This is a genomic window from Parapedobacter indicus (genome assembly GCF_900113765.1).
In the GTDB taxonomy this organism is placed as follows: Bacteria; Bacteroidota; Bacteroidia; order Sphingobacteriales; family Sphingobacteriaceae; genus Parapedobacter; species Parapedobacter indicus.
In genome coordinates this window covers 1-23,340 of sequence record NZ_FOQO01000014.1, presented here as the reverse complement: position 1 = coordinate 23,340, position 23,340 = coordinate 1, and the positions used below count along the sequence as shown (strand labels likewise).

Below are 23,340 nucleotides of genomic sequence, written 5' to 3'. Positions count from 1 at the left end.
CCCGGCTTTATGGAGATCATTCGACGGGTGCTTCTACTATCGGCAATACAACCGACATGGTTGTGCCCTGGCCCAAGGCGCTTTTAATCTGTATGGATCCGCCATGATCGTTTACAATCTGTGAAGTGATATACAGTCCGATACCCAGTCCACGATGCGTATTAGCCGTGTGCGTACTGCGGAAAAATTTATCGAAAACCTGCGCTTGTGTATCCTCGGACATTCCGATACCTGCATCAGCGACTGAAATGGTCAGAAAACGTCCATCCACCTGTGTAGTTATGCGAACGGGTCCCGGCTCGGAATATTTTACAGCATTTGAAAGTAAATTATTAATCACCTGTTCGATACGGATCGGATCAATCAATATATAACAGTTACAGTCGATGTCCACGACTAAGTCGTGCGTAGGAAAAAGCAGGTGCCCTCCCTCTATGCAGCCGGCAAGGAACGACGAAGCTGCTGTTACCTCTTTCTCGTAGGTCATTTTACCGTTTTCAATCTTTGAGATGTCCAATAGCTGACTGATCAGCGCACCTAATTTAATAGACTGGAGTTCAATTTTAGATAGGTATTTTGTGAGCGGGCCGTCCTTGCTTTCCCGCAAGGCGATCTGCGCATAGGATCGCAATACAGTCAGTGGTGTATTGAGTTCATGGCTGGCAACGGAAAGGAATTCGTTTTTTTGCTGGTTTAAATAGGTCGCACTCCGTAGGGCCAATTCTTGTTGCTCTTTTTGGAGAGATAACGCCGCATTTCTGATTTTAATTTCTTCATAGGCACTGATCGGGCCTTCATCTTTCAGTTGTCTACGCACCGCTGCAATTTTCGTCGATGTTACCCGTGCGGAATAGGGGATACTTAATTTCAAGACAATCTGAAGGCGCTCGCCGTCGGGCAGAAACTCCAAGACGGGCACCAGCTTTCGCGCATATTCAATACCGATAGCATTGCTCGGAAACAATTCGTCTACCCGTCCTGTTATCCGTGCGCTGATAAAATAACGACTGCCCGTTGCCATCGTTCCTAAATGTACAATACCTTCAAAGGCCTTGTCATTGACTTCCCGGCACACTTCAGAAACCGCAGTAGCGAAGACAGTCTGCGTGGATTTGGTAAGGCCCAGCAATTCAGCCGTACGAATGGAACGCTTGTACGCCAAGATTAAATCCATCTCATTTTCAAGGGTAATGGTGGCAAGTTCAATCATGCGGTAAATTTTGCGATCAGCACGGACATGTCATCAGTGCGTCGAGCGAATTCTTTATATACTGCCGCCACCTGGATGCTCAGGTCGTGACGCGTCAGTGTGGCCATTCGACTGGTGTCCCAACGTGAACGGATTCCGTCTGAACAAAGGATGAGTTGCTGATAGACCTGTAAATCCAACACTTGGTCGTGCATGGTGTTAGGGATATTGTGGCCGATAATACCGTTGTAGGGAAGGGGCTTTTTGGAATAGCTGATTCCAAAAAGTTTTGCCGAGATATTGCCAACGCCGGCAATCCGTAACTGTTTCAAATCGTGATCTATTACCACCACTGTTGCCACAAGTCCACGGGTTTTCCGAACCCGTGGGTGGATAAAACGGATAACTTCAACGGGCGATTGATACGGACATTGCTTAAAAGCGCTGACGGCCTGGTTGATAGCAATATTCGCTTCGACGCCATGTCCCAGCCCGTCGGCAAGCATGATTTTGGTATAGCGGTCGGAATGGTCTACATAATAACCATCTCCGCTTCGTATCTCCATGGGTTTGGCCACGATAAGTGGTCTAACATGAATGCGTCTTTTTCGTTTTTCCAACGGCTTATAAATGCGGAAAAAGCGCGCCAATAGGACAGTCCCCCAGTCTTTCATTGAAAAAACGTCAAACTCGTCGGCCAGTCTCTTGATACTACCCAGGCCGTGTCCCAAGGTGTTTTTTGTGGAAAAGCCATCGGCCATCATCCGGTGGACATCGTTCATTCCAGGACCTTGGTCGATTCCGATTAACTCTATATAGACCAAGCCATCTTCCTTGAAGCAACCAATCAATAGCTCTCCGCCTTTGGCGTGCTTGTTAAAATTGGAGGTAATTTCAGCAACTACGATATCAATTTCTGCTATCCGCTTATCGGCAAATTGACATGCAACAGCGAGCCGCTGCACTTCTTTTTTGATCAGCGCATGACGGCTTCGATCGGAAGCGTCGAAACTTTTATGCGTAGCATCAACCATTTGCCCACTTAATGATCATCACCTTAGTGCCTTTGCCGATTTCGCTGTTGATTTCAAATTCGCTAGCCAAACGCCGTGCCCCTGGCAATCCTAGCCCTAAACTTTTACCGGTGGAAAAGCCGTCTTTTAAGGCAAGATTGACGTCTGCAATGCCAGGTCCTTCGTCTTTAAAGGTAAGCCGTATTCCCGACTCTCTGCCGCGTGCAATGGTTTCAATAGACACGATACCCCCATTGGCATATTTAAGCATATTACGAGCCAACTCGCTTGCAGCCGTAATCAGTTTGGTCTGATTAACCAAACCCATCCTGATTTTGATCGCATACTCCTTCACGCGGTTACGGAAGGGGACCACATCCTGCTCGCGCAAGACGGTCATGTTGTCCTTAGACAGAAGAATCACCGGCGTAATCATCATCGGGATCTGTTTCTTCTTCCCTTAGAACCTTGGATTTCAGAAGATCCATCCCTTTTTCGACATTCAATGCCGTATACACACCTCTTAACGGTAGCCCCAGTTCCACCAAGGTAATGGCTACAGCAGGTTGCATACCTACCACGACGGTCTCTGCATCAACCAGTTTCGCCATGGCCCCGATATTGCTGATAATACGGCCCATAAACGAATCGACAATATTTACAGCCGAAATATCAATCAAAATACCGCGTGCATTGGTCTTTCCCACCATTTTTATCAAGTCGGCTTCCAAGTCTAGTGCTAGTTTGTCGTATAAATCCACCTGAATGGTAACGAGTAGAAACCGACCCATTCTCAAAATAGGAATCTTGTCCATACCAATGCTACTGAGGTTTAACGCGCGATAAAACACTATCGATACGCTGCTGGCGCACTTCAAGACGAAGCGACTTGAAAGCGTGTTGCAAGGCGCTTGCCAACGTAGATTTGGTAATGATCGTAGCGAGGTCGATGCCCAGATGTACGATGGTTTGGGCAATCTCGGGCCGTATGCCGCTGATAATACATTCAGCACCCATCAGTCGGGTGGCGCTGACGGTTTTCAGCAGATGCTGTGCAACCAACGAATCAACGGTGGGTACTCCAGATATATCTAGAATGGCTATACTACTGCCCGATTCAACAATTTCGGTAAGCAAGGTCTCCATGATGACCTGTGTCCGAGCGCTATCGAGCGTACCGATAATAGGAAGCGCCAATATGCCATCCCAAACGCGTATCACCGGAGTAGATATTTCTGCAATTTCATCCGTCTGTCTTAAGATCACTTCCTCACGTCCCTTGATATAAGCCTCGAAGGTGCTTATGGAGAAATTGTCCAAAAGCCGGTGGACTTTTAAACTTAGATCAGCTAATTCTTTGTGATCAATTATTTCTTCCTGAAGCACGCCGATGAGCACTTCTTTCAAGCCGATGATAAACAATCCGGTTTCACGAGGGCTGAAACCTTGCCGGGCCCGCGATAAAGAGAGGCTGTTGAGAAGTTCAACGACCGGATCGAAGTCGCTCGAGTCCGGATCGTCGAGGTTTTTCTCATTCAGAGTGTCCAGTAGTGTAACGATGAGTTCAGACGAATCTGCACGAAGGTCGTCATTGCTGATTAAATCTTCACGCAAACCGACATGGGCCAATTGGTTTTGCATCCAACGTTCCAGGATAGACGCTTTTTTTTTCTTAAAGATTTTGGTAATCTGAATAGCCATATAATTCGATAAAAAGTAATCAGTCGATTGTTGTGCCGGATGCCGGTTGACCAGCTTGGGTAATGGTTGGCGGATCCAGATAGTGCTCATTGACGACGTCAATCACGTCATAAATATCGAATGGCTTGCGAATATACGCGTCTGCGCCACATTGCTCGGCGATTTCATCGATGTTCCGGATAGCGGAGATGAGCACCACGGGAATGTTTGCGGTTTTTTCGTCGGATTTCAGTACACGGCAAAGATCGCTGCCCCATCCCCAATTTAAATTTTCATCCAACAAAATCAGTCCAAACGCATGTTGCTTTATTTTTTTGTCAATGGATTTGCCGCCGTCAGTGATTACATGATAATCTTCAAACTGCATAAATTCGGCTACCACTTCCAACATATCTCCGTCATCCTCGACGTACAAAATTTGTTTTTTCATGCAAAAAGTCCCTAAAGAAAAGCGAAAACAAATATAACGCAATTATTCAGATAACTATTTTTCATTTACATTTTCTAAAGAGTCCGAGACTTGCTCAAACTTATCGGTGGGCGCTTCGCTGTTTCATTTGCTCTTGGCATATATTTTAAGCTTTTTCTTGAGCTGCTGCCTCGCAACATGGATGCGGGTTTTTACCGTACCGATCGGAATCTGGAACTGGTCTGCAATTTCATGATATTTGTAACCTTCGAAATACATGGTAAAAGGTTCGTAATATTCAGCAGAAAGTTTGGATAATGCACATTCGATGTCTTTCATTATGAACTTTCCTTCAGCGCTGTTTCGGAAAGAACTCTTATATAAATCGGATGAGGAAATCGTATCGGTCTTGATCATTATGGCATTTGTCTTGACCTGCTTACGATAGTAATTGATGAACGTATTCTTCAATATGGTATAAAGCCAAGCTTGCAAATTGGTTCCTTCCCGGAATTTGTTATAATAAGAAAAAGCCTTAAGCATGGTGTCTTGAACCAGGTCATCGGCGTTTTCGTTGTCTCGGGTAAAATGGAACGCATAACTGTTGAGAGAAGCTATTTCTTGTACGACCTTGTTACTGAATTCTATTTTGTTCATAAGCTAGACAATGTGGTTACTGCAATAAAGTTTCGTCGCTAGATTTCGCGCTGCACTGTTCAGGAGACCTGGCTTGGAGTTGACAAAACAGGGTTGAAATTGTTTTAAATATTTTAAAAAAGTACATATGGAAATATAAGAATGGAAAATCGCCAGCCTTGTAATGCGGCCGCCGACGATTTCGTCGAAGCGTAAACGGCTTATTCCTTTTACGAATTACTGGCCAAACGAGAGTAAGTGCGGTCGCTTTTCTGGATGTGCTTGGTTTCCGTCTAACTGAGATCACTTTTCCGGTTGAATCTTGTCGAAGAAAAAGCATTACGCTTTGCCTTCCTGTGCACGATAGCGCCAGCCAAGAATAATGCTATACCGAATACACCCGCAACTAAGTGCCAAATAGGTGTCGATGGCTTGAACACCACCGGATCAACATTCCCTAGAATAGCGAGTCCGGCCCAATACCGGGGGGAAAACAGGCGGCCTCCCGCATCACTAAGATACGCTAATTTTGCACGTTGAAGCGCTACGTCTTTGGGTACCCCCGCACGCAAGTTCTCGTAAAATGATCGGATGATCATTGTACTTGATTGCTCGTCGATCTTCCAAAGGCCGGCTAGAATACTTTCGCTGCCTGCATAACGAAAAGCATGAGCCAACGATATCATACCTTCACCGTCGAGGTGGCCGGATTTACCAGTCTCACAGGCGGCCAATACCGCGATATTAGCAGTAAGGTCACAGTTGTAGATATCGTATAAGTAAAGTGAATTTTCAGCTCCTTCCGTTCCGTCGTTCATGAAAATCAAGCGCGAATATTCGGGGTAATCGTTGTTGGCTTCCGCATGCGTGCCAATGTGGATAATGCGATGGTATGCTGCATTCAAACGAAACGCCTGGGCAGTGGATTCGTTTTCCATAAATAAGTTGCCGCCAAATTCCCGCTGCATTTTTTGCACCAATTTGGCAGTAAAGGGCAAGGGTAGCAGTTTGGCATATGTGCGGTCCATGTGTAACGAGTCCTTTTGCGCATGCGCTAAATAAGTTGATTTACTGCGATCGGAAAAGATTGGGGCAAATGCCACAAAATTGGCTTTCATAGCCCCAGAAGAGGATGCTTCGTTTTCCAATGCCAATAAACTGTAGTGATAAGATATGGCATACTTGTTCAACAGGCACGTGTTCTTCAACTCTCTTAAACTGCCAATTGGCTTAGGTACCAGCATGTCGAAACTGACATGATGCAATAGCCCATCGGGGATTACGATTACCCGACTACCGGTAATCGATGATTCCAAAGGTTGCCACAGCACCTTATACAGCTGATGGGCTGCTTTTAGCATCCGCTGATCCTTTTGCCCGAAATCGCGTAGCGTCTGCACGTATCCCGACAAGCCATCGCTGGAAAGTGGTACGAGGGCCCATTGCGTAGCAGAAGCAACGAAGGCAAAGAGCTTTTCGCCAGACGAAAGGTACCGGATAACGGTCACACCTGCCGGCACCGATTCGCCGATTCTACGCAAGGCAATGCGTTCATCCGCGTAGCGCATCCGGTAATATGCGGGGTATTGCCGCTGTAGTTTTTTCAAAAATGCGTGCCAACTATCAACGGTATGCCTATAAGAGCGAACCGCCCCCTCGTTGCTAAGATTTTGCTGAAGGCTTGCCCGGATGTTCTCCTTAAGCCGATTCTCTTGGTCTACCACGGAATCGGGAACGTTGGTAAATCGCATGGCACGCTGGTAATCCATGCGCGATCGCAAACGCGAATAGATTCCCTCCTCATGGACATTCAGCCCTTTATTGAGATGGGTGCTGTCGTTCGTTTTTAGGTATATTTCAAAATGAAGCTGCTTGATGAAGTCGGTTACCGCCTGATAGCTGGCAATAAGCGCAACAATATCTTTCTGGTCGGTCAATAACCGCTTTTTACGTTCAATGATTTCGGTTGCGTCGCTCAACTCACAAAGCAGCGATTGCAGCTCTTCCGCGTGCTTAGTCGGCGAAAGTTCATAAGACGCCCTTGCACGGGTCAGTATGGGGTATACCTTTTCACCTTCTGTTTTGATGGAGTCTTCCAAGGTGGTACTTTGTCGGACAAATCTGTTGATTTCAGTTAATGCCTGGTGTGCATAATCATGCGCCCGTTGAAAATCCCCGCATTCAAATGCCAGCTCACCGAGATGCTGAAGTTGATAAAATGAGAGTAGCGATCGCTCGTTGCCTGCGTTGTTTACATACCGCTGTGTCTTAACAGCGAGAGTCGTTGCGGTTTCGCACTGACCGACCTTTGCCTGGAAAGACGCATACTTGCGTAAAAATTCCAGGTAAATATTGTCGTATGTATCGCCGAAAGCCAGTGCATATAAGCTATCCGCTTTCCGGTAGTAGGTCTCCGCCAATCCGTTCGCTTGCTGTTTCTCTTGGATCATGGCCAGGGTATAACATGCATCTGCATCCCAAAAAAGATAATCTGCATCAGTTTCGGCAATTCCCTGCCTACCTTCGGTAAGGTATTCAATCGCCTTTTTGTAATCCGATGTTGCGTAATACAGTTGTCCCAGCAGAATATGCGAAATAAAAATCGCTGGGTCATCTGCCTGAAGCCATTGTTTTTTCTGTTCAAACGAATAGCTTAAAAGTTGCTCAGCCTTGGCGTAATTTCCGAGTTCCTTGTATGCGCCTCCAAGGTTGTCAATCGCCTCAAACTGGAGTGTCAGCGCTTGCCTCTTCTTGTCTGCATCATCCGGAACCGACAAAAATTCCCGCAGTAATGCGATGCAGCTTTCCATGGAGCGGATTGCTTCGGCGGTCCGGCCCTGAAGACCGTAAACCCCTGCTAAATTATTCAAGAGGAGCGCCTGCCGGAAATATTTAGTTACCGGTGAGTCATCGATTCGCTGCACCGCCTCGATGGATTTGTTGAAAAAATACTCGGCACTGTCCAGTTTAGAGGCGTACCATGACAATATGCCGAGCGACATAAACGTCTGGTAAAGTTGCTTTTGATTGGCATGAGGTTGTTGCAATATCAAGGAAGTTGCCGTGAGGAAATGTTCGCGCGCGCGGTCCGGATTCGCCATGCGTCGGGCATACTCTCCAAGGTTATGCTGGATAAGCGCCATCCGTTCTGCGGACTTATCTTCCGACTGCTGAGCAAAAGAAAGCGAACGTAAATGCGCCTCGTAGGCGCGCTTGTTGTCGCCGGTTGCGCCGTAGAATTCCCCCAGGTTGGCAAACGCCTCGCGTAATACGGCCGGCGACGCCCCGATTGACTCGATTTTCTGGACCAGTTGCTCCGTCTGCTGTTTTGCAAATGCCGTACCGCCCTTTTTCTCAGCAATATCGCTAACCAAGCCAACGTAAGCTGCCAAAGAATCGGTCTGCTGTCGTTGGGTAAAAAAAGCTATTTTTTGTTTGATCAACTGGTCCGCCCGGGCAATCTTATTGGCATCCAAGAGTTTTTGTATCGTTGTTTTTTCCTGTGCCTCCTGTGCTATCCCCATTGTCAGGAGTGCGATGACAAGCCCAAGCGATACACATACCCGACGTCTCATGGAAGTATTTTTATGGCATGCAGCAGCGCGTCTTTTGCGGGGTGTTCCGTATGCCTCAATGCCTTTAATGCAGCCTCGCTCTGGCCCTGCTTTAGCAAGGCTAATGCCTTATACCAGTGAGCATCCGAACGGAATGCCGACGCCGATATGCCAACGACATGATCGAGAAACATTGTGGCGGAGTCCGGCTCATTGGCCGCCAGATAAGCGACGCCGATAAAATAATTCAACGTATCGTTTTCCCGTCCGTCTGCTAACAGTGGGCGCCATTTATCTATCGCTTTCCGGAAGTTTCCAGTTTTGTAGTCAACCATGGCCTCTTCAAACGCATAATCGTCTGATGGCCCCATCAGCGTCGGTAATCCCGGATCTGCCCGATAGTACTGGCTGAATAGCCGTTGCTCCGGTGTTTGCCTCGACCAAAATAGCCAGGCGCCGACGATCCCAAATACCAGTATAGCGGCCGCCAGCCATGTCATTTGTCGCCTAAAAGCTTTCGTATGGGTGACTTCCTCCTTGTTGCCCGGCAATACAGCATGAAAGGAATCCAACTGTTCGGCAAGATTGGCCTCCCGTACGCCAACCAGCAGCCAACGTACCTCGTCTACTTTTTGCTTAAACAAAGGGTCTCTGTGCAGGCGTTCCTCAAATGCCCGTTGCGCACTCGCGTCCAATGCACCGTTTAAGTAATCGCTGATGTAAGCGAGTTCATTTCCCGGCAGGTCATATGGAGGTAACTTTTCCATTATTTCATTCCTTTCCCGAGCACCAGTTCGCGCAATTGCTTCAGACAACGGTACTTGTTGTTCTTCGCGCTCGGTTCCGTCCAATCAAACGCCTCCGCAATCTCCCGCAAACTTTGCTTGTGAAAGTAAAACCTTCCCAGCAACTCACGGCAACGCGCGCCCAGATGCCGATATTGTTTTTTCACAGCGTCAATGTAGGTGTCGGTTTCGTTTCCATCGTTTTGAGCAACAATATCAGCTTCATGTTTTTCATCAACCGATACCATACGTATGTTTTTATTCCTTCGCAGTTCGTCGATCCACTTATTTTTTGCCACGCGGATCAGGTATGCGCCAAACTCGGCCTCGGTGGCAGGCGAAAATCGATCCAATTGGATATTGCGCCAAACCGCGATAAACGCTTCCTGATAGACGTCCTTCGCCTCGTCTCCTGTCCCGCCGTTTTTCAATACATAACGTTCCAGGTGCGCATAATTATCCGTGTACAACATCGCTAATAAATTATCGTCGTCTGATTTCAGCTTACGAGCAAACACTTGCGCTGGAAATTGCCGGGCTTCGAGTTGATCCATATTATACTCAAAAGTATCCGGCTAATTTAACGTATTATCTCATAAACTCGCGGTCCTGTGCAAAAATAAGTGTCTACTATTTTAACGTAATCGTTATTTGCGCCATCCCCCCCGAACCGGAACCGCAACTGAAATGCTCCGTAATCTGACTTGGCGCGCCGACCGCCCATGAGGAACCATAAGCGACAGCAAAAGAACCTGCAGCGGGTTTGAAAACATAACCGCTCACCTGCGAAGGCTGCCGGGAGCCAGCGTACCAAAAGTACGTATTAGGCCATCTCACATCGTAGAACCGCACACTGTACGAACTGGCGTCTTCCTCTCCTTCGAACGATACGAAGCTGGTGATCATACAGGTCATTGATTTGCCTTCATTGTAAGTCGTATCCCCGTGTTGACACGTTACCGGCATGTGGAGTATGATTTTCTTCGGATCGTTGTCTATGTATACCATTCCTGTTGCTACATTGAACAACATAAATTCCTCATCGGTGTTTTTTGCCCGCGAATAGATCTGCGCAGTGATATTTTCGGTTGCGCTGAGCGTTTGATCGTCTGTACACTCATACCATATCGAGTTCTCGTCGTAGGTTGTTAAAGTCGTGGCTGGTGTCGTATTTTCCCGACCATAGAGCCCGCCGTGTTCCCCGGCGGTCGTCCAGACCACTTTGTATTCCCTTTCGCTATTCGGTGCGATGGCGGCGGAGCTGTTGGGGTCAATGGCCTCGAGGTGTAGCCTTACTTCATTCTGGTTCACGTTGTTGTTTGAACCACGCTTCCTTCCCGTCAATGTTACGTTATCCGGTTTCATCTCATAGAGGCTTTGCTTCACGTTGATCCGTGCCGAATCCGTCCCAATCAGCTTATCACCCAAGTAGGCTTTTACGTAAATGTACTCCCAGTTGTCGCCGGCGCTGAGGTCACTCGCCATCGCGTCAGACAAATAATACACATCCTTTATCGAGCTTGTAAATTCATTTCCCTTGTGTCCGCGATCATCCCAGAGGTATCCGTATTTCCCGGTTGTTTTCCATTCGTAAGCCACCACTTCAGCGTCTGCTACGGTCGTTTTCAGGTTAGCGGTCAGTTTTATTTGTTCCAATACGCTAATCACCGAGCTTCCGGGCTCCAGGTTTACTTCAACGGGCAATGCGATAACCTCCCAGTTTTCAACGGATTTGGAAGTGCTGATATCGTGGATCAGCCGGCCATAATCCACCGCCTTCATGATAAAATCCAATGCCTGCATAATCTTTATTTTCCGTGTCAATTGACTGTTCATCAATACGTCGTCGAGTTTATCCGCTCCAGGGATAGCGGCGTTTTTAACGCGATCCATCAAGGTTTTTGTAATGGCTTGCATCATATCATTCGCCTGGTCTTCAGCAATCTTGTTGCCGAGTGCCCAAAATAGCTCCTTTGTTGCCAGGTCATACCTACCCTTATCCATCTCCGCTTTTGCTGCTGGAACCATACCAATAAACGTCGCCGTTTTATTCAGGACTTCTTCCCAGATATTTCCTCCGTCGTCTTCGGCAAATAAGTCTTTCTTCTTGACAAAATCCTTGAGACCAATGATATCCGAAATCAGGGGTATCACAAAATCAAATGCCATGGTTTCGAGTTGCAGCCTCACACCCGCCGAGATTTCATCCTGTGTCTTGGCGCCTGGCGATTCACTGCCAGGTCCGATGACTTTAACGCGGTAAGTCGCTTCAGATTCGCTTTCCAACAAAGGCAGCTCAGCCGCCTCGGTGGTTGTCGCTGCGAATTCCGAATCCTTGTCTGCAATATAAGCCAGTATGACACTCAAAAATCCGGTGATTCCCGCAGTGGATCCGATGGCGATATCTTTTGTCGCTTTTACATCTCCGCCAATTGACTGAAGTATGTTTACCGACTGGCCTGCCAAATCTTTGTAATCGGTCTTATAAATAAATGCATGCGCGCGGCGGCGATATGTGTTGGTGATGGTAAAACTTCCCAGTCCGCTTTGGGCAACCTGCAAACCGCTCTTGATGTCCCCATCAATAAACAGGTCTGCCACCCGTTGCGTCGCTGCAATCCGGTCTTTCTTACCTGCATTTCCCGTGCGTGCCGATTGCGCCTCGGCAGTTGCCTGAAAATCCGAAACGGTTCGTGCCAAGACCTCCGCGAAACTGCCCGTATTCAGCAATTGGTTGTCTTTTTTATACAGTTCTGCTATGGCTTTCTTAAAATCGGCCATAAACGGTAGCTTGTCCGCCCCATTGATATAAAGGTCTGCGACCTCTTCGGGTAAAAAGGGGATGCCTAAGCCATAATACATCAGTACCTCCGCCGTAGTGGCTGCTGATAAGACAGATGCGGTGTCTGTCACAAATCCGGCCAGCACCAAATTATCTTGTCGGTCAAATACAAAGGCAGCGGTATGATACCCTGGCAGACTGACCACTTCTGCCGATCCGTCTGCGCCGACTTCCAGCGGAATATTCGAGGAATAAACCTTCGCCTTTGTCAGATCGAGGTTTGAACCATCGGGTGCGACGATTCGCATATTGACCGTTGTATAATCGCCGGCGTGGTAAGCAGGTTCTTCATCATTCTGCCTAAGCGCTGGGTCCTTCTTACAGCCCAGTGCTGTTACGATTAGTAAGGCTAGTCCGATCTGAGTAGGCATGCCTATTTTCATCCATTTTTTCATTAGTTTATACGATTAGATTCTGTTTTAGCTCCGTGTCGATCATACCATATCCTTCCGATAGACTGTGGCCTATTTTCTCTTATATCGTTGGAAATGCGAAAAGGTCATCAGAAGGGTTAAAAAATTTCACTCGTCTGACCGTGACAGCCGGTTGAACTGCGGGAGAGAGCGGTTGAAATCGCCAATGTGATCCTCGAAGAAGGCAGACGGCGTAGAACCGTTCAGCATTAGGTTTCATTTGGCGGTATGGTGGCGAGGCGGATAGTGAGCTATCTTGAGTTCAGCGACATGCCAGAATCGCCATGTAATCCTAAATCAATTTATTAAGTTTGTATATCCATACAAAATGAATTAGATAGCAGGTATATGAAGCATATTATGATGTTATTTTTCAGCTATTTCGGGCTCAATTGCTGTGTATTGTTTGCACATGGCGATACCCTCAATGTGATGATGATCGGTGCACATCCCGACGACTGCGAAGTAGGGGCGGGTGGCTTAGCGATCTTGTATGCAAGACAGGGCCACCGCGTCAAATTTGTATCAATGACTAACGGCGACAAAGGACACCATCAGTTAGCATCGGATTCTTTGGCTAAGCGCAGGTTTGAAGAGAGCATGGAAGCGGCTCGGCGGATCGGGATATCTTATGAAGTATTAAATATCCCCGATGGAGAGCTGCTGCCCACTCTGGAGAATCGCCATGAAGTGATCCGGCTCATCCGGGAATGGGACGCTGACATTGTGATATCGCATCGGCCAAACACTTACCATCCCGATCATCGGTATACGGGTGTTTTGGTACAAGATGCTGCTTTTTTGGTCACGGTGCCCCGTATCGTCAGCGGAGTTCCTGCACTGAAAGCCAATCCGCTCTTTCTGTATTTCAGTGATACCTTTCAGCAGCCGACACCGTTCCGTCCCGACATCGTGATAGATGTCTCGGCAGCTTTGGAAGATATGTTACGGCTATTGGATGCGCACGAATCGCAGTTCTATGAATGGTTGCCGTGGATTAACAGGATGGATGCTGCCCCCATAGATACCGTTCAACGGAAAGCGTGGCTACGGGCATGGCGCTTACCACAGGTACAACTAAGCGACGAGTTGGCCACGCAATTGCATCGCTGGTGTCCTGAGAAGAATCTCCAGGAGGTCAAACGCGTGGAATCGTTCGAGATCTGCGAGTACGGAAGGAAGGTTACGGATGCGGCTATCCATCAGCTTTTTCCGATGCTTTGCCACAACGAGGCGGATTTTTAAGGGTCGTTAGCGAACCTTGTCTGCCAACGGAAAAAAGCTTAAATCAGTTTCATTTTTAAAAATAGTTCTTTTCTCGTGACGTCAAACTTAAAAATTTGAATCCCTATGTCCATTTCGTAATTTTCAATACTAATGTCAACAATTCCGGCGCTTTGCTGTTAGAAAAGGAAAAACAATTATGGCAGACGATAAAAGCAAAGTAGGCGGGCGTGATCGTGAACGGGTAGCCGGCAATCAGGATTACGAAATAGACTTTCTATCAGGAAAGCTTGGTGTGAGCGCCGAGAAAGTAAGGCAGGCCATCCAGGCGGTTGGCAACGACCGCGCAAAAGTGGAGGCGTATCTTTCTAGCAATAAAAATTGATTGTTATGCCTTGGTATCATGGCGATTATCCGCCGTCATACAAAAACCAACCTGTTAAACTGAGGGAAAAGGCCGTGGAAATCGCTAATGCACTGCTTAAGGAAGGTGCGGAAGAAGGCGTGGCGATCGCGACCGGCCTGAAGCGGGCACGCGAATTTTTTCAAGACCAGGAAAACAAAAAATAGCGATTATGGAACAGCAACTTACCGTTTCCTTGCTCCAATGGTTACAGGCCGAGGGCTATACGGTCCTTGTATCCGAGCAATGCGCTGGGGGTGACGGAACATGCACGCTCACGCCTCAGAAGTGGGATGTGGATGAGTTTATAACCGGTGATCTCGTTAAGAAACATGAAGATTTTGAACTGCTGATCATCGAAGACGAATTGCTGCAGCCATGTGCCGCCGAAGGTCTGAAGCGCTATAAGGTCGCGCTTTGAAGTATTTATTTTTTGCGTAAGCAAAATAAACATGCTGTTTGCTCGTTTATAGTATAGGTTTAGGTTGATAGCCCCTAACCCCATTGGGGCGATCCGTTACTTCACAAAAGGTAACGGGTTTTTTTTAGTGGCATGGCGATATTCTGTCCTTATTAAGCATTTTGGTTTTCTAACCATTTTAAAATTGCTTGGTTTGTTTCCTCTGGCTTTTCTTGTTGAATCCAATGACCGCAATCCAGACTAACAATGTCCAAATTAGGAACAATATTTTTTAGGTTTTCAGACTTTGGAATCGTGTCCCGTTCACCATATATCATAAGAGTCGGCTGATGAATGATTGGGGTTACATCCGCCATTAGGTGCCAGTTTCTATCAAGGTTTCTGTACCAATTTATACTTCCTGTAAACCCTGATGATTCGAAGGCTGAAACAAATACCGACAGTTCGTGGTCTTCCATCAAGGGTTCCCCAAGTGGTTTTTCTGCTCTTGCAAGATTTATCATTAGCATTCCGGGTTCTGGTGGTGTGAGAGGTACGTTTTTGCGGAATATGTTACGCAGGAATTGGGATGCGTTTTCATCCATTATAGCATCTGCTACACCTGGTTGTCGATTGAAGTGAACAAAATAGGAGTCTCCTCCAAATATTGCTTCCATAAACTCAATCCAGGGCTTTTCTCCACGTTCTTGATAAGGCAAAGCCAAGTTTATTACTTTATTTACCCGTTCAGGATGCAAAAGTGCCAGACTCCAAACGACATTTGCACCCCAATCGTGACCAACAAAAGTAGCATCTTTATATCCAAAATAATCGAGTAGTGCGGTTAAGTCACTTGGTCGGGTGGATACTTTTTGCATGACGTGTTTGTCATGGAGGCTTTCTCTCTATGATCGGGAGAATAGCGGAAGGAATAGGCATTTCGGCGCCTTTTCCACGGATAGCTCCGACTGACTTTGAGCGCCTGCCCAAATTACTCGCTACTGGGTATTTTTTCGCCTGTAACATACAGGTAAATTTGCTTCAATGTTTCATATAATACCTACCCGATGAAAGTAAACGACCGGATTACACCAGTTATCAGTGTTGCAAAGGTGATGCTCGTCATTGCCAGCCTTTTCCTATACGGCTGCGAAAAGAAAGCCAATGGCCCGGACGATGGTTCCGACGGCGATCCGTCTGGCGTCAATAAGGAGCTGTTCATCAGTTTTAAAACGCCCGGTTGGAGCGAAAAGATAGACTGCAGCCATTTGAGTTTTCTGCCCAACAGCTGCAGTAGTCAAGCCAATTCGGTCTACTATGTCACGGCGACCTCCGCGTCCACTAGGATGAGTTTCCAGATTTCGTATCCAGTGGATAGTGCGGTATTTGGCAAACTCGTTACCGATCGGCGATTCCCACTTCGCTTCGACGCTTGCGGAGCCAGCGAAGCCATGCAGGAAGCCATTTCCTTCATGTTGGTCGTACCCGAGTCTAAAGGTAACACCAATCAATGGATGCCTATTCCCGAGCTGAACGAAAAAAGCTATGCCTCCCTCAAGTCCGTTACTTACGTGAAATCGGACAATCGATACGCCTATTACCGGATAGCGGGCAGCTACACGCAGCTGTCGGCCCTAGCCGATGCCAACCGCGACCGCATATCCGATGCAGACAAGGTAATCAGTGGCGATTTCCAGTTGATGATATTGACCGACCGCACCCGAAATGAGGAGTAGACCGTAGTTTAGTTTTGTGGCCTTAATCACAAAGAGATAGATTCGTATGCGTTTAGCCTATGAGCATCAACTTCCATGTAGCATACGGCGGCGTGGCTGCCCAAGGCGTTTTGACGTGCCACGGCATTTCCTTTTCTTTTTGCCATACTTGCGGTTGTACCAAATGATAAAGCCGGTAATGGGTAGCGAAGCGCCCACCAGCGATACCAGACTAGCCAAAATCTTGGTGGGAAGGCCGCCAATGGAGCCTACATGGATGTCTAGGTTCTTCTCGAAAAGCTGTTCGCCTACGGTACGGACGCGGGCTGGCGGCTCCCATGCACCGGAAACCTCGTTAGCGGTAACTGGATCGAAATAAAGCAAACGCGAAGTATGCCATTTCTGCTCGTTGAGGTTAATCGATACGCGGAACCAATCGGCATCCTTTTGCGGGTAAAGAAGCATGACGCGATCGACCCGGCTGTCGTAATGTGCGAGGATATTGTGGTAAATCCGATTTGCTGCGTCGTGACTGTTCGTTCCATCGATCGGGGTAGGGGTGCCCTGGGCAGTTGGATACGCAAACTGCTTGCCGCCCGAAAGCAATCCGTAGTACCCTTGCCGAAACCATTGAAAGCTATATACCACACCCGTAATGGCGAGGATAATAAGTAGCACGGCGGCGTAAAAACCGAAGACATTGTGGAGATCGAGGTTGAGCCGCTTGAAGCCCGAGCGCCAGGCTACGGTGAAACTCTTTTTTGCGGTGCGGCGATTCCACTTCTTAGGGTACCACCAAATAAGTCCCGTGATGCAGATGAGAATGAACACCAATGTAGCCCCACCGACGATGGGGCTGCCGATGGCCGGTGGCAACCAAAGCCAGCGATGGCCACGGATGATAACCATAAAGACTTCGGAGTTAAGACCGTGACCTTCGATATACCGGGCCAATTTTCCTGTGTATGGGTTGAAGTGCAGGGTACGAATGGCATCGGTCTGTTCGCGATGAAACACCGCAACGGCGGTTTCGAAGCGACGGCGGTAAGTAAGGCTCTGCAACGTAAAGCTGGTGTCGTCCGGTTCGTGGGTGGTCATTTCGGCCAGTGCACGCTCGCGCAGCAATTCCGGAGGCAGGTAACTCCCCGCCTCCGGAGTGATGCGCTGATAGGGCTCCAGCAGCGGCTGGCATTCCTGGCGAAAGACCCATAGGCTGCCGGTGAAGCACACGATGCTGACAATTATGCCGGTAACCAACCCGGTCCAGCGGTGTATCCATTTGATTCCGTTGAGTAATTGCCTACGAGTCACGATGCGTGTATGCGCTAATTCCGTTAAAACTGTGTGCCAAAACTGAGGATCGCCCGCCTAACCCATTGCGGGGTGTATCGACCGGTACCGAGGTAGCCCACTTGGTTGGTGAAGTTGGTGAAATTGCCCCGAACAAAGAAATGCCGGAAGCGGTAACCCACCGAAGCGTCCATGGTCCAGAACGATCCAATCAGTTGGCCGGGGGCATTGTTGGTATTGCCATAAAATTTGTCTTTGTAAAAGAATCCATAGCCCACAGACAGCCCTTGCAGTGTGCCGCGTTGAATCTGGTAGTTGGCCCAGATGTTTAACGTGTTGCGGGCATTGCCCGAAAGCTGATTGCCACTTTCGAAGGCAGGATCCTGTACCACTCGCGCATCGATAATCGAGGCGGCCAGGTTCACATTCAGGCCGGGGGCGACAATTCCGTTCACATCCAGTTCCAGTCCACGGCTACGGTGGTGCGCACCGGTATACGAAGCGATTTTCGTATCGGGGTCGTACCACAGGTGCGGGAACGTAGGTTCTTCGGCCAGCCCATACACGTAGCCGAATACATTTTCCTTGTTGATCTGGAAGGCAGCGAAACCAATACCCAGCCGATCGCGGAAGAGGCTGGTTTTTACACCAACCTCAAGTTGATCGGCATCGGTTTGGTCGATGAGCTGCCCCGTGAGCATGTCTTGCCCATTCTGTTCATACGACTGCGAATACGAGCCGTATACCGACAGCCATTCTTTGGGCTTGACCACCAATCCGACACGCGGGCTCAGCAGGTTTTTGTCGTCTTGTTTGTAAGCAGGAGGGGCCGGACTTGTTTCGGCATACTCCGTACCACGCGAGGTAAAGTTGTACCGGAGGCCTGCAAACAGATGCACGCGGTTATCAAGCGCCGAGAGCTGGTCTTGCAGGTAAACGCCCGTACGCGAAAAGAACTGTCGCGGACCTTCCTGACCGGGGTACGAATTGCTCCGTATTACCTCGGTAAGCCCGTATTCAGGCGTAAAGATGTTGATCGGCTCCATCTCTTGACTCATCACCGAATTGTATCCGTTCTCATTGCGCAGGTAGTCTACGCCTACTGACAGCGCGTGTTTTATCGGGCCGGTTTTAACCTCGCCCATCAGGTCGAGGTTGTTGCCCCAACCCGACGGGAAGAAGTTGGTCATCCAGGTGCTACGGACAATGTTGCCCGAAGCATCCGGAACCGTTAACGGAAAGTAGGTGCCTTCCACACGGTCCTGCAGGTTGTAGTAATGTGTGCTGTTCCGAATTTTCCAATTCGCATTCAGTTCGAAATCGATGTAGGAATAAACGCTGGTTTCCCGATAACGGAACTGGTTGTTGGGCTCTCCTAGGTAACGGCTCAACGGAAGTTGGTCTAGTGTAGCTGTGGTGCCGTCTGGCGACACGACGCCGGGATTGTGCGTGCGCTCGTCGTTTTTGAACAGTGCCTCCACATTCCAAGACAGCCGGGGCGTGATTTTCCAGGTGACGCTGGGCGTGAATAACAGCGATTGGTTATTGACGTGGTCGATGAAACTACCCGAACGCTCATAACTGGCATTGATGCGGTAAAGCAACTTGTGCTCATCGTCCAGCGGACCCGAGAGGTCAAAGCTGGGTCTGAAGAGCCCGTATTGGCCCACTTTCATCTCAAATTGGCGGTAGGCATAATCCAGTGGCTTTTTCGTGACGAAGTTCATGACCGCGCCGGGCGCGATATCGCCATACATCACCGATGCCGGCCCCTTCATCACCTCGATGCGTTCGATATTGTCATTATACAGGTGGCTCAGATTGTTCATGTATAAGCCATTGCGCCTGAAATTGCTGCTCCCGTTCATCGCAAATCCGCGTCCGTTGTAATCGGCATACCCCCCTGCATAGGTGCCTACATTGGTGATTCCGCTCACGTTCTTGATCGCGTCGCGTACGTCAAAAATCAGCTGCTGCTCCAGGAGGGTTTTGTCTACCACCTGGATGGACAGGGGAATATCCAGCAGGGCGACATCCGATTTGGTGATGGATGCTGTTTTACGCCGTTGGCCGGTAACGACGACCTCAGCCAACGATTGTGCATTTTCAGTAAGCTGCACCTGTACTTCGGCACTGGAACCGGCAGCGACGCTCACCGAGACACGCTTGGGCAACAGGCCTACATAACTTACCTCCAGGGTATGCAAACCGGATTCGATGCGGTCCAGCGTGAATCGGCCGAGCTCATCGGTCTGGGTAGATCCCTGCCCGCGGATGTTTACCGTAACGTAGCCGGCAGGCTGGCCATCACTGGTCAGCACCGTGCCCCGTACCGAACCTTTGCCCTGTGAAGGCTGGAAGTGAATGCGTTTGCCTTCCACGCGGATGCTGTTTACGGCATCACCCAGCAGTTGCTCCAGCGCCTGCTTAAGCGGCATGTTTGAAAAGGATACGTTGATTTGGCGTTGGGTATCCAGCTGATTGGCGCTATACAATAATTCATACCCGGTTTCGCGTTCAATGGCTGCGAGTGCCTGTGCTACGGTGGTTGGACCCAACTGCAGCGAGACACGTTGTTGGAGGATGTCGGTTTGGCCGAACGTTAACGATAGAGTGGATAACAGGAAAAGGACGATAGCTAGTAAAGATTTCATATTTTTGGTAACTTGTAATTTGATTTTACGCATGTTGTCAATTGCAAAGCACCCGGTGACTAAGTTTGGCGACGAGGCACCGGGTTTTTTTTGGGTCGGATGAGTTACGTTGGATAAAGTAGATACATAGATTAACGGTATAAGTGTAATGCATCGTTTGCGATGCGGTAATGGAAGTTCATGAGATAACTGAGGTCGGCTGCGAATTTCTGAAGCGTCGCATTTTCAAAACTTGCCTTGATACGGAGATCGGCCAACGATGCTGGCGAGACAGTGATTTTCACGCCGTACCACCGTTCAATCAGCGGAATCGCTTGGCGGAGTGTGATGTCAGGCAAGCGGAGGATATTGTGGTGCCAACCGATATAATCGGCTGCATCGACCTGAGCCATGGAAACCTGGCCTGCGCTGAATTCGACACGGTCATTGGGATGCAGTACCAAGGTATCGGCATGGCCACCGCCCACTACGGCCACCTTACCCGATTCAAGCACCAGCCCACAGGCGGGTGCATCCGGATAGTCGCTCACGTTGAAGGAGGTGCCGAGTACATAGGCTTTGATATGCGGTGTCTCGGCAACAAACGTCCGCCGTGATTCCTTGGCAACCTCAAAATATGCCTCACCCTCGAGGAGCACATGTCGACGACGCTGGCCGAAACCTAAAGGGTAGCGTAGTGTACTACCCGAATTCAGGTGGACCACCGTGCCGTCTGATAAGGTAATCTGCAATTTCTTGCCGGGATGTGCCGTAACCGATTGATAGCTTGAAGGGCTTATTTCCCGCTGGTCTGGCTGAAGGATGCCGCTAAACCAGATTGCCCAGCATGAGGTACACAACACAAGTGCGGCCGCCGCATAACCGAGCAGGTTGAGCCGCCGCCGACGATCACTACGCTTAGACGGCTGACCTTGAGGTATCGCCTGAGGCCATAATGTCTGGCGAAGCTGCGTCTCATCCATGTCATCGCCAATCGGATACACTTCGTCAGGCTCGCCTGCCGAAAGCCATTGTTCCACCTGTTTCCGTTCCTGTGGTGAGCACGTATTTTCCCAGTACCTGCGTACCAGTTCGGGATCTATATCCATTAAGGCTACCTTTGTGTTTAAGTAAAGAGTTGCGGCAAACGCCAAATACCCTTAGTGGTCGTAAAAAAATTATCGATCTCCGGTGAGAAGTGCGGCGCGGAGGAACTTCAGCGCTTTGGTGAGATGGGCTTCGGCGGTTTTGGGCGATATCTCCAGCTGTTGGGCTATTTCTGGAATGGTGAGCCCACTGTTGCGGCTAAGCGTATAGACTTGGCGACAGCGGCAGGGGAGGCGTTCCAAAAGGCCTTTCACGTAACAATCCAAATCTTGGTAATGTACAGTATCTTCGGTAACGGTCGTGAAATCGCAAAAGTCAGCAGCACACCCGTGATAGGCAGATCGGGTTGCCTGCCGCCGGTAGTGCTCGGCGATCTTGAGACGGGCGGCACTGAATAGGTAGTGGCCGATATTGACGTTTATATCCAGCACCGCCCGACGTTCCCAAAGCGAAAGGAATAGCTGTTGGACAATCTCCTTGGACGTTTCAGGATCCCGAATGTGGCGACGGCAGAAGCCGAATAGTTTTTTCCAATATTGCTCAAAAATGTCGTTGAAACGGCGTTCGTCCAGCCAATTGCTGTTTTTACGGTCTTGGAATACCAATTTACTAATCGCCATGTTTGCCGTTCGTTGAAGTGTGGCAAATATAGCTATTATTTGGATTCAGTATAAATAAATTGTAGGCCGTTTGAGCAATTGTTAGCACAATCAAGAAATTGCCTGCAGCCAAAATCAAGCAATTGAAGTCAGCGCTGGATGAGGGATAGATCAATGCAATAATGGATGCTGAACAGTATACGCAATTCAAGGAGATAGAAAACACTGTTCGCACGGCTATTTAACTGGACTTTTGAACAAAGTTAAATCGGCCTTTTGAGCAAACCTACTCCGCTATATCTTGCTTTACTTTTGTATCATCAATAACAATTTAAAATTAAAAGATGACACAAAACAATTATCAGGGAGCGCTGCAGCAACCAATAGGTTCTGGCTTCAACGCAAAATCGACAAGTAACGAAGTGATCAAGCATATTGATCTTACCGGAAAAATCGTCATTGTTACAGGAGGCAATACAGGCATCGGGCTGGAAACTACCAAAACTTTAGCAGGCGCGGGAGCTACAATAATCGTTCCTGCCCGTGATATCGAAAAAGCCAGGCGAAATTTGAAAGACATTAGCAATGTAGAAATTGAACCAATGGACTTAATGGATCCAGCCTCCATTGATACATTCGCTAAAACCTTCATTGCCTCAGGTCGACCGTTGCATATTCTGATCAACAATGCCGGTATTATGTGGGTGCCTTTGCGGAAAGACAGCAGAGGTGTCGAATCGCAATTGGCGACCAATTATCTGGCACATTTTCAGTTGACAGCAAAACTTTGGTCTGCCTTGAAACATGCTGATGGGGCCAGAGTAATTAATGTTTCATCTCAAGGACATCACTTCGCACCGTTTGATTTTGAAGATCCCAATTTTCTGTACCGTAAATATGAAACGTTACAAGCTTACGGGCAATCTAAAACTGCCACCAATTTGTTTGCGATGGAGTTGGATGAACGCGGCAAAGGTGAACGTGTACGTAGCTTTTCGCTTCATCCCGGCGCCATTGGTGGTACCGAATTAGGAAGAGATGCAACGAAGGAATTATTTCAAAGCATGGGTTTTCTTGATAACGAAGGCGATATGTTTCCTGAAGTAGCTTCGTCACTAAAAAACATTCAGCAGGGGGCTGCAACAACGATTTGGTGTGCCACAAGTCCATTGCTTAATGATCTTGGCGGTGTTTATTGTGAGGATTGCGATGTTGCTGATTTGGCTTTGGATGATATATCACACGGGGTAAAACCATATTCCGTTGATAAGGACAAAGCTAAACGCTTATGGGTACTAAGTGAAGAAATGACTGGTGTAAAATTCAATACTTAACCCGTTGTGCGGTTTGAGGAAGTTATAGTTTATGGCAGTTAAATTAACAAATAAGTTGTGCACTATACTGAAATTCAGTATATTAGAAAAGTT

At 48.3% G+C, this 23,340-nt stretch carries 22 protein-coding genes; 6 read left to right on the top strand and 16 right to left on the bottom strand.

The window, feature by feature from the left end:
- Positions 1–16 precede the first annotated feature (16 nt).
- The 11 genes from BMZ56_RS22835 to BMZ56_RS22785 form a co-directional block, all read right to left on the bottom strand.
- Positions 17–1,210 carry a sensor histidine kinase gene (locus BMZ56_RS22835; protein WP_090631463.1) on the bottom strand — a complete coding sequence of 398 codons (1,194 nt, stop codon included), beginning with the start codon at positions 1,208–1,210 and terminating at the stop codon, positions 17–19.
- A complete protein-coding gene (locus tag BMZ56_RS22830) occupies positions 1,207–2,223 on the bottom strand; it encodes a SpoIIE family protein phosphatase (protein ID WP_090631461.1) in 1,017 nt (338 codons plus the stop codon). The genes BMZ56_RS22835 and BMZ56_RS22830 overlap by 4 nt, the downstream gene beginning before the upstream one ends.
- Positions 2,216–2,641, bottom strand: coding sequence for an anti-sigma regulatory factor (locus BMZ56_RS22825; RefSeq protein WP_245893365.1), 426 nt, complete (start codon positions 2,639–2,641; stop codon positions 2,216–2,218). The genes BMZ56_RS22830 and BMZ56_RS22825 overlap by 8 nt, the downstream gene beginning before the upstream one ends.
- Positions 2,610–3,017 (bottom strand): STAS domain-containing protein, encoded by a 408-nt coding sequence (locus BMZ56_RS22820; protein WP_090631460.1) that lies wholly within the window; start codon positions 3,015–3,017, stop codon positions 2,610–2,612. Before BMZ56_RS22820 ends, BMZ56_RS22825 begins: the two co-directional genes overlap by 32 nt.
- 7 nt (positions 3,018–3,024) lie before the next feature.
- Positions 3,025–3,903, bottom strand: coding sequence for an STAS domain-containing protein (locus BMZ56_RS22815; RefSeq protein WP_090631458.1), 879 nt, complete (start codon positions 3,901–3,903; stop codon positions 3,025–3,027).
- Positions 3,904–3,922: 19 nt separating this feature from the next.
- Entirely contained in the window at positions 3,923–4,333 is a 411-nt protein-coding gene (locus tag BMZ56_RS22810; RefSeq protein WP_090631454.1) for a response regulator, read from the bottom strand.
- A gap of 123 nt (positions 4,334–4,456) precedes the next feature.
- Positions 4,457–4,969: an RNA polymerase sigma factor gene (locus BMZ56_RS22805; RefSeq protein WP_090631450.1), complete on the bottom strand. Its 513-nt coding sequence runs from the start codon at positions 4,967–4,969 to the stop codon at positions 4,457–4,459.
- Between the two features lie 272 nt (positions 4,970–5,241).
- Positions 5,242–8,523 carry a CHAT domain-containing protein gene (locus tag BMZ56_RS22800; RefSeq protein ID WP_090631447.1) on the bottom strand — a complete coding sequence of 1,094 codons (3,282 nt, stop codon included), beginning with the start codon at positions 8,521–8,523 and terminating at the stop codon, positions 5,242–5,244.
- A complete protein-coding gene (locus BMZ56_RS22795) occupies positions 8,520–9,269 on the bottom strand; it encodes a tol-pal system YbgF family protein (protein WP_090631444.1) in 750 nt (249 codons plus the stop codon). The genes BMZ56_RS22800 and BMZ56_RS22795 overlap by 4 nt, the downstream gene beginning before the upstream one ends.
- The gene (locus tag BMZ56_RS22790; protein ID WP_090631440.1) at positions 9,269–9,841 is read right to left on the bottom strand and encodes an RNA polymerase sigma factor; all 573 of its coding nucleotides are present in this window, start codon (positions 9,839–9,841) and stop codon (positions 9,269–9,271) included. Before BMZ56_RS22790 ends, BMZ56_RS22795 begins: the two co-directional genes overlap by 1 nt.
- Positions 9,842–9,917: 76 nt before the next feature.
- Positions 9,918–12,524 carry a hypothetical protein gene (locus BMZ56_RS22785; RefSeq protein ID WP_090631437.1) on the bottom strand — a complete coding sequence of 869 codons (2,607 nt, stop codon included), beginning with the start codon at positions 12,522–12,524 and terminating at the stop codon, positions 9,918–9,920.
- 366 nt (positions 12,525–12,890) lie between these two features.
- Here BMZ56_RS22785 and BMZ56_RS22780 point away from each other — a divergent pair, with 366 nt between their 5' ends.
- From BMZ56_RS22780 to BMZ56_RS22765, 4 genes are all read left to right on the top strand, one after another.
- Positions 12,891–13,787 (top strand): PIG-L deacetylase family protein, encoded by an 897-nt coding sequence (locus BMZ56_RS22780; protein ID WP_090631434.1) that lies wholly within the window; start codon positions 12,891–12,893, stop codon positions 13,785–13,787.
- 178 nt (positions 13,788–13,965) lie between these two features.
- Positions 13,966–14,151: a DUF3606 domain-containing protein gene (locus BMZ56_RS22775; protein ID WP_090631432.1), complete on the top strand. Its 186-nt coding sequence runs from the start codon at positions 13,966–13,968 to the stop codon at positions 14,149–14,151.
- 5 nt (positions 14,152–14,156) lie between these two features.
- Positions 14,157–14,336 (top strand): DUF2188 domain-containing protein, encoded by a 180-nt coding sequence (locus tag BMZ56_RS22770; protein WP_090631430.1) that lies wholly within the window; start codon positions 14,157–14,159, stop codon positions 14,334–14,336.
- 5 nt (positions 14,337–14,341) lie between these two features.
- On the top strand, positions 14,342–14,590 hold the full coding sequence (locus BMZ56_RS22765; protein ID WP_090631429.1) for a hypothetical protein: 249 nt from the start codon (positions 14,342–14,344) through the stop codon (positions 14,588–14,590).
- 152 nt (positions 14,591–14,742) lie between these two features.
- Here BMZ56_RS22765 and BMZ56_RS22760 read toward each other — a convergent pair whose 3' ends face one another.
- Positions 14,743–15,447 carry an alpha/beta fold hydrolase gene (locus tag BMZ56_RS22760; protein ID WP_218146648.1) on the bottom strand — a complete coding sequence of 235 codons (705 nt, stop codon included), beginning with the start codon at positions 15,445–15,447 and terminating at the stop codon, positions 14,743–14,745.
- A 189-nt stretch (positions 15,448–15,636) separates the two neighbouring features.
- Here BMZ56_RS22760 and BMZ56_RS22755 point away from each other — a divergent pair, with 189 nt between their 5' ends.
- Complete coding sequence (locus tag BMZ56_RS22755) at positions 15,637–16,305, top strand: hypothetical protein (RefSeq protein WP_090631428.1); 669 nt, start codon at positions 15,637–15,639, stop codon at positions 16,303–16,305.
- Positions 16,306–16,371: 66 nt separating this feature from the next.
- On the opposite strand, the gene BMZ56_RS22750 is transcribed toward BMZ56_RS22755, so the two are convergent.
- From BMZ56_RS22750 to BMZ56_RS22735, 4 genes are all read right to left on the bottom strand, one after another.
- Positions 16,372–17,595: a PepSY-associated TM helix domain-containing protein gene (locus BMZ56_RS22750; RefSeq protein WP_177195277.1), complete on the bottom strand. Its 1,224-nt coding sequence runs from the start codon at positions 17,593–17,595 to the stop codon at positions 16,372–16,374.
- A 23-nt stretch (positions 17,596–17,618) separates the two neighbouring features.
- Entirely contained in the window at positions 17,619–20,228 is a 2,610-nt protein-coding gene (locus tag BMZ56_RS22745; protein WP_177195276.1) for a TonB-dependent receptor, read from the bottom strand.
- Positions 20,229–20,359: 131 nt separating this feature from the next.
- The gene (locus tag BMZ56_RS22740) at positions 20,360–21,316 is read right to left on the bottom strand and encodes a FecR family protein (RefSeq protein WP_090631422.1); all 957 of its coding nucleotides are present in this window, start codon (positions 21,314–21,316) and stop codon (positions 20,360–20,362) included.
- A 69-nt stretch (positions 21,317–21,385) separates the two neighbouring features.
- Complete coding sequence (locus BMZ56_RS22735) at positions 21,386–21,934, bottom strand: RNA polymerase sigma-70 factor (RefSeq protein ID WP_090631420.1); 549 nt, start codon at positions 21,932–21,934, stop codon at positions 21,386–21,388.
- 323 nt (positions 21,935–22,257) lie between these two features.
- On the opposite strand from BMZ56_RS22735, the gene BMZ56_RS22730 reads away from it, so the two are divergent.
- Complete coding sequence (locus BMZ56_RS22730) at positions 22,258–23,247, top strand: SDR family NAD(P)-dependent oxidoreductase (RefSeq protein ID WP_090631418.1); 990 nt, start codon at positions 22,258–22,260, stop codon at positions 23,245–23,247.
- Positions 23,248–23,340: the final 93 nt, after the last annotated feature.

Bases quoted from the DNA above. Each gene is read 5' to 3' on its own strand.
- BMZ56_RS22835 (WP_090631463.1), bottom strand. From the start codon at position 1,210: ATGATTGAACTTGCCACCATTACCCTTGAAAATGAGATGGATTTAATC.
- BMZ56_RS22830 (WP_090631461.1), bottom strand. From the start codon at position 2,223: ATGGTTGATGCTACGCATAAAAGTTTCGACGCTTCCGATCGAAGCCGT.
- BMZ56_RS22825 (WP_245893365.1), bottom strand. From the start codon at position 2,641: ATGATGATTACGCCGGTGATTCTTCTGTCTAAGGACAACATGACCGTC.
- BMZ56_RS22820 (WP_090631460.1), bottom strand. From the start codon at position 3,017: ATGGACAAGATTCCTATTTTGAGAATGGGTCGGTTTCTACTCGTTACC.
- BMZ56_RS22815 (WP_090631458.1), bottom strand. From the start codon at position 3,903: ATGGCTATTCAGATTACCAAAATCTTTAAGAAAAAAAAAGCGTCTATC.
- BMZ56_RS22810 (WP_090631454.1), bottom strand. From the start codon at position 4,333: ATGAAAAAACAAATTTTGTACGTCGAGGATGACGGAGATATGTTGGAA.
- BMZ56_RS22805 (WP_090631450.1), bottom strand. From the start codon at position 4,969: ATGAACAAAATAGAATTCAGTAACAAGGTCGTACAAGAAATAGCTTCT.
- BMZ56_RS22800 (WP_090631447.1), bottom strand. From the start codon at position 8,523: ATGAGACGTCGGGTATGTGTATCGCTTGGGCTTGTCATCGCACTCCTG.
- BMZ56_RS22795 (WP_090631444.1), bottom strand. From the start codon at position 9,269: ATGGAAAAGTTACCTCCATATGACCTGCCGGGAAATGAACTCGCTTAC.
- BMZ56_RS22790 (WP_090631440.1), bottom strand. From the start codon at position 9,841: ATGGATCAACTCGAAGCCCGGCAATTTCCAGCGCAAGTGTTTGCTCGT.
- BMZ56_RS22785 (WP_090631437.1), bottom strand. From the start codon at position 12,524: ATGAAAAAATGGATGAAAATAGGCATGCCTACTCAGATCGGACTAGCC.
- BMZ56_RS22780 (WP_090631434.1), top strand. From the start codon at position 12,891: ATGAAGCATATTATGATGTTATTTTTCAGCTATTTCGGGCTCAATTGC.
- BMZ56_RS22775 (WP_090631432.1), top strand. From the start codon at position 13,966: ATGGCAGACGATAAAAGCAAAGTAGGCGGGCGTGATCGTGAACGGGTA.
- BMZ56_RS22770 (WP_090631430.1), top strand. From the start codon at position 14,157: ATGCCTTGGTATCATGGCGATTATCCGCCGTCATACAAAAACCAACCT.
- BMZ56_RS22765 (WP_090631429.1), top strand. From the start codon at position 14,342: ATGGAACAGCAACTTACCGTTTCCTTGCTCCAATGGTTACAGGCCGAG.
- BMZ56_RS22760 (WP_218146648.1), bottom strand. From the start codon at position 15,447: ATGCAAAAAGTATCCACCCGACCAAGTGACTTAACCGCACTACTCGAT.
- BMZ56_RS22755 (WP_090631428.1), top strand. From the start codon at position 15,637: ATGAAAGTAAACGACCGGATTACACCAGTTATCAGTGTTGCAAAGGTG.
- BMZ56_RS22745 (WP_177195276.1), bottom strand. From the start codon at position 20,228: ATGAAATCTTTACTAGCTATCGTCCTTTTCCTGTTATCCACTCTATCG.
- BMZ56_RS22740 (WP_090631422.1), bottom strand. From the start codon at position 21,316: ATGGATATAGATCCCGAACTGGTACGCAGGTACTGGGAAAATACGTGC.
- BMZ56_RS22735 (WP_090631420.1), bottom strand. From the start codon at position 21,934: ATGGCGATTAGTAAATTGGTATTCCAAGACCGTAAAAACAGCAATTGG.
- BMZ56_RS22730 (WP_090631418.1), top strand. From the start codon at position 22,258: ATGACACAAAACAATTATCAGGGAGCGCTGCAGCAACCAATAGGTTCT.